This window comes from Nonomuraea mesophila, assembly GCF_004352805.1.
GTDB lineage: Bacteria > Actinomycetota > Actinomycetes > Streptosporangiales > Streptosporangiaceae > Nonomuraea > Nonomuraea longispora.
Genome location: NZ_SMLD01000119.1, coordinates 18,483 through 28,157, shown reverse-complemented (window position 1 = coordinate 28,157; position 9,675 = coordinate 18,483). Strand labels below are relative to the sequence as shown.

The following is a 9,675-nucleotide window of genomic DNA, read 5'->3' as shown; positions in this document are numbered from 1 at the left end:
GTGTGTGGGAGGGCCGTGCTTGGGGGGCCGGTGCGTGCTGGTGCGGGTCGTGGCCCCGTACGTCGGGCTGGGGCGCGGTGTGGTCGCGGCCGGTGCGGGGGCCGCTCAGGAGCTCGCGCGCCGCCGAGGGGCGGCCGGGGAACGCATGGGGGGTCTGTGAATGGTCGTCCCGTCCCTGGTCGGCGGGGTCGGATCCGGTGGGGTCGGCGAACCAGTCGTAGGGCGCGGCATCGTCACCCGACACCTCCCAGGGTTGCGCCCCCGGCCGGTCCTCGGGCTCCGGCAGGTCCGGCGGCGGGCCCTGGAAGACGGGAATGGCGGGACGGGCCCTGGGCACCGTGCCTTCGCCCGCAGGGGTGCCGAAGGGGGGCCTGCCGGTCGGGATGCTGTCGGAGGCGGTGTCGGAGGGTGTGAACGCCGGTGGGACGTCTCGCCCGTCGGTCTGGCCGAAGCTCGGCGGTGGCGTCGCTGGTGCGGCCGAGTTGTCGGCTTCCGTGCGATCGTGCTCAGACCCGGGTTCCTGGCCACGCATAGGGCGAGCCTAGCGAGAGAGACGAGATCGTTACGTCGGTATAAGCGTTCCCGGAAGGATCCGGCATCCCGTTTGGGGGCATTACGCGTACGATGGCGGGTTTCAGATTCGGGGGCTGCCGGTGACCGAACGGTTGTCCAGCGCCTCGAACACCGTGGCCTTCGTGATGTCGTTGATGGCGGCGAAGAGCTGCTTGGTGCCCTTCTTGTCGGGCTTTGTACCGTCCTTGTTCTGGAACCACACCATGATCGCGTAGTGGCCGTGCGTCAGGATCCGGGTGCCGCCGCTGCCCGAGCCGAGGAACTTGGTGACACTGTCCTTACCTGCCAGCGGTTTGACGTAGTTCTTGGTGTTTCCTGCCTTGGCCACCTTGCTCGCGGCCTTGCTGGTGGTGAGGTTGGCCACGCCGATCGTGCCGATCACCTTGCCCGACTTGTCGCGGAAACTGGCCCGGAGGAGCTGGGTGCACTTGCCGGACTTGAGCGCCTTCTTGAGATCGTCGCCCAGGGCGCCGTCGTCGCACTTCTTGTCCTTCTTGGTGATCGTCCGCTCGTACGACCGCTTCGACACGGTGATCTTCTTCTTGCTGCCGAAGATCTCCTTGACCGAGATCGGGTCGGGGTCGGTGGAGCGGCTGGCCGCGAAGCCGTACTTGCCGGGAGGGGCGGACGGCAGGGGCACCGTGGTCATGCGGGGCCTGGCGGTCGTCGCGGGAACGGGGTCGTCGGCGTTCCACATGAGCACCAGGCCGCCGCCGAGCAGGCCGAGCACGGCCACGCCGCTGATCGCGAACCACAGCGGGGCGCGTGAGCGCGAGCCCTCGTCGTACGGACTCCACCCGACCTTGCTCTGCTGGGCCTGCGGCGCCTGATCCTGGGGCTCGCCCTCGGCGCGATCCTTGCGCCGCGGTCGGCGGAAGGCGCTGCCCGGCTCCTCGGGCGGGTTTCCCATCCCGTAGGGGGCGCCGCCCGTGCCGCTCTCACGTTCCCCGTTGCCGTTGGAAACCATGGGGCGACATTACCGTGATGTTCGTCATCGGGTTCCGAAGTCCTGAGTCCACCACGGGCCGTCGGGGCCGTCGGCGACGCCGACGCCGATGGCCTTCAGCCGGCAGTCGAGGATGTTCCTGCGGTGGTCGCGGCTGTCCATCCAGCCGCGTACGGCCTCGTCGGGGGTGTTGTAGCCGGCGCCGATGTTCTCGGCGGCGCCCCAGTGGTATCCCGCGCGCTCCATCCGTTCCCACGGGGAGTCGCCGTCGGGGGAGTTGTGCGCGAGCCGCCCGGTGCGGGCCATCTCCAGCGAGTGCGTACGGGCTGAGCGGGTGAGCCCGCGGTCGACCCTGAGCGGTCCGCACCCGTGCCGGGCCCTGGCCGCGTTGGTGAGCGAGACGACCCTCGACGCCATGCCCGCCATGACGCGTACTTCGCCGTCGTCGCTGCGCAGCTCCGCGGAGCCGTCGCCCTCGCTGTTGAAGCCGGGGATCTGACCATCGGGCTTTCTGGTGACCTTGGGAGTCGTCCTGCCACGGGGGGTGACCTTGGTCGTGATCTCCCGAGGGATGCGTTCGGCCTGTGGCTGGGCCTTCTTCGACGCCTTGGGCGCGGCCTGCGCGGTGGCGGCCGCGGGAGGGACGGTCTCCTCGAGGTAGACGTGGCGGGCGGGCTCGGCGTCGTCGGTCAGCCGGCCGATCAACACGCCCGTGAACAGAACCGCCATCAGGCAGGTCAGCACACCCAGGTGATTCCGGCGCCGAGCGCCCCGCTGGGTTGGCCGGGTGTGAGAGTTCTGCCACATACCGCCATCAACGATAGGGATGTCTGGTCCTGGGAAAGAAGGGGTCCCAGGGAAACGAAATCGAACCGTTCTGCGGTCGGGTAGACTCGTGCGAGGTTACCGGTCTTTTGACCAGCACGCCTCCGGGCGGGTAGCCTAATCGTTCGTTGTGTGCATAGGTCCAGCGTGACCAATGCGCGGCGCGTCCGGCGTCATCTCCCGTGTTGCGGAGACGGAAGGTCCGGGCCGTCGTGTGCCCGCACCGACCGACCAATGTTGCTGTCGCATCCGACAGCGCCGAAGACGCGAGCATAAAGAAGGCTACGACCGTGCGCACGTACTCACCGAAGCCCGCCGACGTCCAGCGTCAGTGGTACGTCATCGACGCGACCGATGTCGTACTGGGCCGGCTGGCCAGCCACGTCGCGACCCTGCTCCGCGGCAAGCACAAGCCGATCTTCGCCAACCACGTCGACACCGGTGACTTCGTCATCGTCATCAACGCGGACAAGATCGCGCTGAGCGGCAACAAGCTCGAGCAGAAGAAGGCGTACCGTCACTCGGGCTACCCGGGCGGTCTGCGTTCCGTCAGCTACGGCGAGCTCATGGAGAAGCGGCCGGAGAAGGCCGTCGAGAAGGCCGTCAAGGGCATGCTGCCGAAGAACTCCCTGGGCCGGAAGATGGCGAAGAAGCTGAAGGTCTACGCGGGCTCCGAGCACCCGCACCAGGCCCAGCAGCCGGTGCCGTTCGAGATCAGCCAGATCGCCCAGTAAGTAGACCCGCGGGGGAGACCCCGGCGCCGAGTTTCGAAAGTAAGAGGAGAACCGTGGCTGAGCCCACCGGTGTCGAGACGGCCGTCGAGACGGCCGAGGTGGAGGACTTCTCCAGCGAGGAGTTCCCGTCCGAATACACCACCGAATCATCCGCCAGCGCTGACGCTCCCGTGCGCAAGCCCGTCACCACGGGCAACTCGTACGGCACCGGCCGCCGCAAGGAGGCGATCGCCCGCGTGCGCATCGTCCCCGGCACCGGCAAGTGGACGATCAACGGTCGTTCGCTGGACGTCTACTTCCCCAACAAGGTCCACCAGCAGATCGTCAACGAGCCCTTCGTGGTGCTCGGCGCCGAGGAGGCGTTCGACGTCATCGCGCGCATCGACGGCGGCGGCGTCACCGGCCAGGCCGGCGCGCTGCGCATGGGCCTGTCCCGCGCCCTTGCGGTGCTGGACGTCGAGGTCAACCGCCCGCCGCTGAAGAAGGCCGGCTTCCTCACCCGTGACGCCCGCGCCACGGAGCGGAAGAAGTACGGCCTCAAGAAGGCCCGCAAGGCTCCGCAGTACAGCAAGCGCTAAGTTGGCGCGCCTTTTCGGCACCGACGGGGTACGCGGGGTCGCGGGTCGCGACCTCACCGCGGAGCTCGCCATGGACCTCGCGGTCGCGGCGGCTCACGTCCTCGGCGATGCGGGCGCGTTCTCCGCTACCGGCCCCAGCCGTAAGAGCAGGCCGGTAGCGGTCGTAGGCCGGGACCCACGCGCCTCGGGGGAATTCCTCGAGGCCGCGGTGGTCGCCGGCCTCGCGGCGTCTGGAGTGGACGTGCTACGCCTCGGCGTGCTGCCCACCCCGGCCGTCGCCCACCTCACGGCCGCCCTCGGCGCCGACCTCGGCGTCATGCTGTCGGCGTCGCACAACCCGGCGCCCGACAACGGCATCAAGTTCCTGGCCCGCGGCGGCTTCAAGCTGTCCGACGCGGTCGAGGACGAGATCGAGCGGCGGCTGGGCGAGGAGTGGAGCTTTCCCGTCGGCTCGTCCGTGGGCCGCGTGCGCGACGCGTACGGCGAGGCCGACCGCTACATCTCCCACGTGCTGACCACGATGAGCACCACGCTCGACGGCCTGCGCATCGTGGTCGACTGCGCGCACGGCGCCGCCCACATGGTGGCGCCCGAGGCGCTGGTGCGCGCGGGAGCCAGGGTCGAGCCCATCGGCTCCAGGCCCGACGGGCTCAACATCAACGCCGGCCACGGCTCGACCCACCTGGACAAGCTGCAGCAGGTGGTCGTCTCGCGCGGGGCCGACCTGGGCGTGGCCTACGACGGCGACGCCGACCGCTGTCTCGCCGTCGACCACACCGGCGCGATCATCGACGGCGACCGCATCATGGCCGTCCTCGCCGCCGCCATGCACGACGAGGGCCTGCTGGCCAAGGACACCGTGGTCGCGACCGTGATGTCCAACCTCGGCTTCAAGCTCGCCATGCGCGAGGCCGGCATCACCGTGGTCGAGACCTCGGTGGGCGACCGCTACGTGCTGGAGCGCATGAAGGGCGATGGCTACAACCTGGGCGGCGAACAGTCGGGGCACGTCATCATGCTCGACCACGCCACCACCGGCGACGGCCTGCTCACCTCGCTCCACCTCCTGGGCGTGGTGGCCAAGACGGGCGTGCCGCTCAAGGAGCTGGCCTCGGTGATGACGCCCCTGCCGCAGATCCTGATCAACGTCAAGGACGTCGACAAGGGCAAGGCTTCCGTGGCCGAACTCGTCGCCGCCGTACACGAGGCGGAGGCCGAGCTGGGTGAGACGGGGCGGGTGCTGATCAGGCCGAGCGGCACCGAGCCGATGATCCGGGTCATGGTCGAGGCCGCGTCGGAGGAGCACGCCACCCAGGTGGCCGACCGCCTCGCCGACGTGGTGCGCAAGGCCTGCGTCTGATTCACGTCGGGTACGGCACTCGCTGCCGTACCCGACGCTCACGAGCGGGCCCTGAGCTGGGCGTCCCTGGCAGGCCAGATGCCGCAGGCAAGGCCCAGAGGTGCAGAGGGCTACTCGTCGCCTGTGAGGGAGAAGGTTCGCAGCCTGCGGCCCGCCCAGAAGACGGCCGCGACCGTGACGATGACCAGAGCCGGTACGGCGAAGCCGAGCGTCACGTCCGCCTTGAGGAACGCCGAATCGGAGATCTGGTCGGCGATCGACTTGGCCCACTGCTGGATCGAGAACCTGCGGGCGCCCGGGACGAACCCGCCCACCACGGTCTCCCACACCAGGGCGTAGATGATGCCGATGGCCACGGCGTGCCGCGTGAGGACGCCCAGCAGGAGGAAGACGGCGGCGTAGGCGATGCCGGCCAGCAGCGCCCCGAAGGCGAACCCGGTGGCGATGCCGTCCTCGTTGCTGACCAGGAGCCAGGCCGCCACGTACGTCGGGATCGCCCCGAACAAGGCCAGCAGCGACGCAGCCACCAGGAATTTCGTCCGGACGATGGTCGGGCGGGAGATCGGCTTGGACAGCAGGTGGATGATCGTGCCGTCGTCGATCTCCGGGGCGATGACCCCCGTGCCCGCGATCAGGCCCAGCAGGGGCAACATCGTGTTGATGGCGAAGTTGTCCATCAGCAGCATGGCCGAGCGCTGACCCGTCTCGCCGAACAGGCGCAGCAGCACCGCCAGGGCGATGAGGCCCAGCGGCAGCACCAGCAGCAGGATGATGCGCCGGCGGCCCAGCAGGGCGCGGTAGGTGATACCCGCCACCACGGTGTTCATCGCCTCACTCCGTTCGGCAGCTCGGTCGCCTCGGTGCCGTGGTTCCTCCGGACGCCGCTCCCTCGCGGGTGCGGTGTCTCACCACGATGGAGGAGCGCCGGGGTTGTGGATGGTCGCCGGTGCATCAGGTGCTCCTGGTGATGAGGTAGGAGAAGACGCTTTCCAGGTCCTCGTCCGCGGGGGAGATCTGGTGCAGGTGTACGCCCTCCTCCTTCGCGACCCGGGGGAGGAGCCGGGCGAAGCGGCGGAACTCGGTGGCCTGGACCTCCAGGCCGTCCGGGCGCAGGGTGATGCCGCCGGCCGAGGCGTCGCGGATGAGGGCGGCGGCGAGTTTCCTGTCGTCGCTCGAACGGATCATGAACAGGTGCGGCCGGTCGGTCATCAGGCGGCGGATCTCGCGGAAGTTGCCCGACGCCGCGTGGCGGCCAGCCACCAGGACCTCGATGTGCTGGGCGACCCGTTCGACCTCCTCCAGGATGTGGGAGCTGAACAGGATGGTCTTGCCGCCGGCGCCCATGGAGCGGATGAGGTCCATCAGCTGGAGGCGCTGGCGGGGGTCCATGCCGTTGAACGGCTCGTCGAGCAGCAGCACCGGTGGGTCGTGGACGAGCGCCGCGGCGACCTTGACGCGCTGGCGCATGCCTTTGGAGTACGTCTCGACGCGGCGGTCCTTCGGCTCCTCCATCTCGACGGTGGCCAGGGCCTTGCGGGCGGCCTGCTCGGGGTCGGGCAGGCCGTGGAGCCTGGCGGCGGAGAGCACGAACTGCCAGCCGGTCAGGAAGCCGTACACGCCCTCCCGTTCCGGGACTAGGCCGATATTTCGGTAAATGTGGTGGTTCTTCCAGACCGTGGTCCCGTCCAGCGTGACCGTGCCGCCGGACGGCGCGAGGAAGCCGGCCATCATGTGCAGGAGCGTCGACTTGCCCGCGCCGTTGGGCCCGAGCAGCCCGGTGACGCCGGGGCCGATGGTCATCGTCACGTCGTTGACCGCCACCACGTTGCCGTACCAGCGGGAGACCTGCGAGAGCTCGATCTTCATCGCGCGGCCGCCTTCCTGTAACGCAGCGCGAGGGCGCCCAGCCCGGCGCAGATCAGTACGACGAGGATCGCCGCCGAGGCGGGACCGTTCGGGTAGTCGCCCTCGATGGAGTGGGGCGGCGTGCCGAAGACCCAGGACTGTACGGAGTCGACCAGCCAGAACGGGTTCATCAGCCACGCCCACGCCGCCTGCGCCTCGTTGCCGGTCTCGGCCAGCGTGCCGTAGACCACCGGGACCGCCGCGAACGACAGCAGGTAGACGGTGATCACCGAGGCCACGCCGAGCCCGCGCCGGGGCGTGAACGAGGCCAGCGCCAGGCCGAAGGACGACAGGAGCAGCGCCAGGAAGAGTGTCATGGTCATGGCGCCGGCGTACTCGCCGGTGGCGGGCGGGCCGGGGAGGTCGATCACGAGTTCGCCGACGTACATGAGGGTGAGCGGCACCGCGATCAGCAGGAACAGGGACGCGGTCATGGCGGCCACCTTGGCGCCGACGTACTCGACGACCGCCACGGGACGTGACAGGTAGAGCGGCAGCACGCGGTAGCGCAGGTCGGGGGCGACGACGGTGGGGGCCTGCGCGGCCAGGAAGATCGCCACCACGGCCTGCATGATGACGGCGTAGGCGCTGTAGGCGATCTCGCTTCTCTGGATCAGGGCCATCAACGCGATGTTCACGATCGCGGGGATCAGCATGATGGCGGCCAGGGAGAACGGCATGATCTTGCTGCGCATCGGCCGGCCGAGGCCGAAGACGCCGCGCAGGCTGTGCAGGGCCAGCGCTCTGGTGGCGTAGCCGCGGCCGAGCCTGGGGCCGTCGTAGTGCCGGTAGCCGATGTCGTAGATCTCAGACACGGGTGTTCTCCTCCCGGAAGACGTCCTCGATGCGGTGACGTCCCTGCTCCAGGCGGATGAGGCAGAGGTCCAGGTCGACGGCGGCGTCGCGGATGGCGTCGTACGTCTCCGGCCCGAGCACCTTCACCACCAGCATGCGGCCCTGCGGCGAGACGGTCTGGCCGTCGCTCGTCAGGCGGGAGGTCAGCGCGTCGAGGCCCTCGTCGACCTCGACCGTGACGGTCTGCGTGGCCTGGGTGAACTCGCCGATCGCCGAGGAGCGCAGCAGCCGCCCGCCGTCGATGACGATCACGTGGTCGCAGATGCGCTCCAGCTCGCCCAGCAGGTGGGAGGTGACGAGCACGCTGATGCCGAACTCGGTGCCGATGCGCCGGATCAGCGTCAGCATCTCGTCGCGGCCGCGTGGGTCGAGCCCGTTGGTGGGCTCGTCCAGAAAGATCAGCTTCGGGTCGTGGACCAGGGCCTGGGCCAGTTTGACGCGCTGCTTCATGCCGGTGGAGTAGCCCCCGACGGGTCGGTAGCGCTCTTCTGCCAGGCCGACGTGGCGCAGGACGTCGGCGGCCCGCTCGCGGGCCGCCGTGCGCGGCAGCCCGGACATCCGGGCCAGGTGGACGACTAACTCGGTGGCGGAGACGTCGGGCGGAAGACACTCGTGCTCGGGCATGTAGCCGACGAGCCTGCGGATCTCCGCGCCCTGCGCGGTGACGTCGAGATCGAGCACCCGCGCGCTGCCGCCGGACGGCGGCAGCAGGCCGAGCAGGATCTTGATCAGTGTCGACTTGCCCGCGCCGTTCGCCCCGACCAGGCCGGTCACACCGGACCCCACGGTGACGGAGAGCTGATCGACCGCCGTGACGGTGGGAAAGCGCTTGGTCAGCCCCTCGGTGGCGAGGATGTGCATGTGCCGGACACTACCGGGCAGATCAGCGCTGTGGCCTCGTTCACACGGATGAACGACGTCCTACTTGAGGCCAGAATTTGCGCTGGACCGCCAGGGTGACGGTGCCCGCGACGATCATGCCGGCCACGTTCATCGACAGTTGCGACACCGAGCCCGCGACCTGCGACCACTGGCCGAGTGCGAGCGCGACGGCCAGGTAGCCGGCGGCCGGCACCGTGGTGACCGAGATGAACACGCCGATCAGGGCCGTCGACTTGCCCGCCGTGATCGACAACACCCCGGCCACGCCCGCGAGCAGCGCCACGATGAACGACCACCGGTCGGGGGTGACGATGAACCTGACCTCCTCGCCGGTGGCGAGGTCGCCGGGGCCGATCCAGCCGAGCCAGTGAGAGACGAGGGCGCAGGCGAAGGTGACGGCGATCGCCACCGCGAACCCCGTGAACAACGTGCGCAGCGCGTGCACGACCAGCCGCCACCTGCCGCGCAGCAGCCCGAAGCAGACGGCCGCGACCGGGCCGAACTCCGGGCTGAGCACCATCCCGCCGATGATCAGGATGAGGGAGTCCTGGAGTACGCCGATGCCCGCCAGCTGCGTGGCGATGGCGAGGAAGACCAGGAACGCCCACGTGACACCCGACTCGCCCTGCACGCGGTGCGCGAACTCCTCCCAGATGACCGCGTCGTCGGGCTCGCCCGGCGCCTCCTCGACCGCCTCGTCGGCCGTCTTGGACAACGACAGGTCGACGTGCTCGATGGCGATCGAGCCCTCCTCCTCCAGCCACTTGAGCCGGCCCAGCACCTCGTTGGCCCCCTCCCTGGCGGTGTCGCAGAGGATCACGTCGCCGCTCGGCAGGCGGGCCGCCCCGGCGAGGACGACGATGTTGGTGACGCCGGGGCAGTCCTCCAACACCGCCGTCACCTCCTCGGCGTGTGAGGGCGGGCTGATCAGCCGTAGGTGCAGCATCCGGCCATTGTCGTCGATCGGACGTTGACGGGCTTTTGACCGGCGCACGCGAGGGTTCCTCGCATGTGCCG

At 69.5% G+C, this 9,675-nt stretch carries 10 protein-coding genes and 1 pseudogene; 3 read left to right on the top strand and 8 right to left on the bottom strand.

The window, feature by feature from the left end; translation table 11 throughout:
• The 3 genes and pseudogenes from E1295_RS33600 to E1295_RS33590 form a co-directional block, all read right to left on the bottom strand.
• Positions 1–532: pseudogene (locus E1295_RS33600) on the bottom strand (hypothetical protein); the annotation flags it as partial.
• Positions 533–634: 102 nt separating this feature from the next.
• Complete coding sequence (locus tag E1295_RS33595; protein WP_132636800.1) at positions 635–1,540, bottom strand: hypothetical protein; 906 nt, start codon at positions 1,538–1,540, stop codon at positions 635–637.
• 24 nt (positions 1,541–1,564) lie between these two features.
• Positions 1,565–2,248, bottom strand: coding sequence for a CAP domain-containing protein (locus E1295_RS33590; protein WP_166427527.1), 684 nt, complete (start codon positions 2,246–2,248; stop codon positions 1,565–1,567).
• A 386-nt stretch (positions 2,249–2,634) separates the two neighbouring features.
• Between E1295_RS33590 and rplM the strand changes: the two genes are divergently transcribed.
• The 3 genes from rplM to glmM are packed head-to-tail and all read left to right on the top strand — an operon-like array spanning position 2,635 to position 5,016.
• Positions 2,635–3,078 carry a 50S ribosomal protein L13 gene (gene rplM / locus E1295_RS33585; RefSeq protein WP_132334437.1) on the top strand — a complete coding sequence of 148 codons (444 nt, stop codon included), beginning with the start codon at positions 2,635–2,637 and terminating at the stop codon, positions 3,076–3,078.
• 53 nt (positions 3,079–3,131) lie between these two features.
• Positions 3,132–3,656, top strand: coding sequence for a 30S ribosomal protein S9 (rpsI, locus tag E1295_RS33580; RefSeq protein WP_132636796.1), 525 nt, complete (start codon positions 3,132–3,134; stop codon positions 3,654–3,656).
• A gap of 1 nt (position 3,657) precedes the next feature.
• Positions 3,658–5,016 carry a phosphoglucosamine mutase gene (gene glmM / locus E1295_RS33575; protein WP_132636794.1) on the top strand — a complete coding sequence of 453 codons (1,359 nt, stop codon included), beginning with the start codon at positions 3,658–3,660 and terminating at the stop codon, positions 5,014–5,016.
• Between the two features lie 110 nt (positions 5,017–5,126).
• On the opposite strand, the gene E1295_RS33570 is transcribed toward glmM, so the two are convergent.
• The 5 genes from E1295_RS33570 to E1295_RS33550 form a co-directional block, all read right to left on the bottom strand.
• Entirely contained in the window at positions 5,127–5,843 is a 717-nt protein-coding gene (locus E1295_RS33570; protein ID WP_132636792.1) for an ABC transporter permease subunit, read from the bottom strand.
• 124 nt (positions 5,844–5,967) lie between these two features.
• Entirely contained in the window at positions 5,968–6,882 is a 915-nt protein-coding gene (locus E1295_RS33565; protein WP_132636790.1) for an ABC transporter ATP-binding protein, read from the bottom strand.
• On the bottom strand, positions 6,879–7,736 hold the full coding sequence (locus E1295_RS33560; protein ID WP_132636788.1) for an ABC transporter permease: 858 nt from the start codon (positions 7,734–7,736) through the stop codon (positions 6,879–6,881). Before E1295_RS33560 ends, E1295_RS33565 begins: the two co-directional genes overlap by 4 nt.
• Entirely contained in the window at positions 7,729–8,637 is a 909-nt protein-coding gene (locus E1295_RS33555) for an ABC transporter ATP-binding protein (RefSeq protein WP_132636786.1), read from the bottom strand. Before E1295_RS33555 ends, E1295_RS33560 begins: the two co-directional genes overlap by 8 nt.
• A gap of 40 nt (positions 8,638–8,677) precedes the next feature.
• Positions 8,678–9,604, bottom strand: a complete 927-nt coding sequence (locus tag E1295_RS33550; RefSeq protein ID WP_132636778.1) for a DUF389 domain-containing protein — start codon at positions 9,602–9,604, stop codon at positions 8,678–8,680.
• Positions 9,605–9,675 lie beyond the last annotated feature (71 nt).

Excerpts from the sequence above, each read along its gene's own strand:
- E1295_RS33555 (WP_132636786.1), bottom strand. The coding sequence starts at position 8,637 with ATGCACATCCTCGCCACCGAGGGGCTGACCAAGCGCTTTCCCACCGTC.
- E1295_RS33570 (WP_132636792.1), bottom strand. The coding sequence starts at position 5,843 with ATGAACACCGTGGTGGCGGGTATCACCTACCGCGCCCTGCTGGGCCGC.
- E1295_RS33565 (WP_132636790.1), bottom strand. The coding sequence starts at position 6,882 with ATGAAGATCGAGCTCTCGCAGGTCTCCCGCTGGTACGGCAACGTGGTG.
- E1295_RS33590 (WP_166427527.1), bottom strand. The coding sequence starts at position 2,248 with ATGGCGGTTCTGTTCACGGGCGTGTTGATCGGCCGGCTGACCGACGAC.
- E1295_RS33550 (WP_132636778.1), bottom strand. The coding sequence starts at position 9,604 with ATGCTGCACCTACGGCTGATCAGCCCGCCCTCACACGCCGAGGAGGTG.
- E1295_RS33595 (WP_132636800.1), bottom strand. The coding sequence starts at position 1,540 with ATGGTTTCCAACGGCAACGGGGAACGTGAGAGCGGCACGGGCGGCGCC.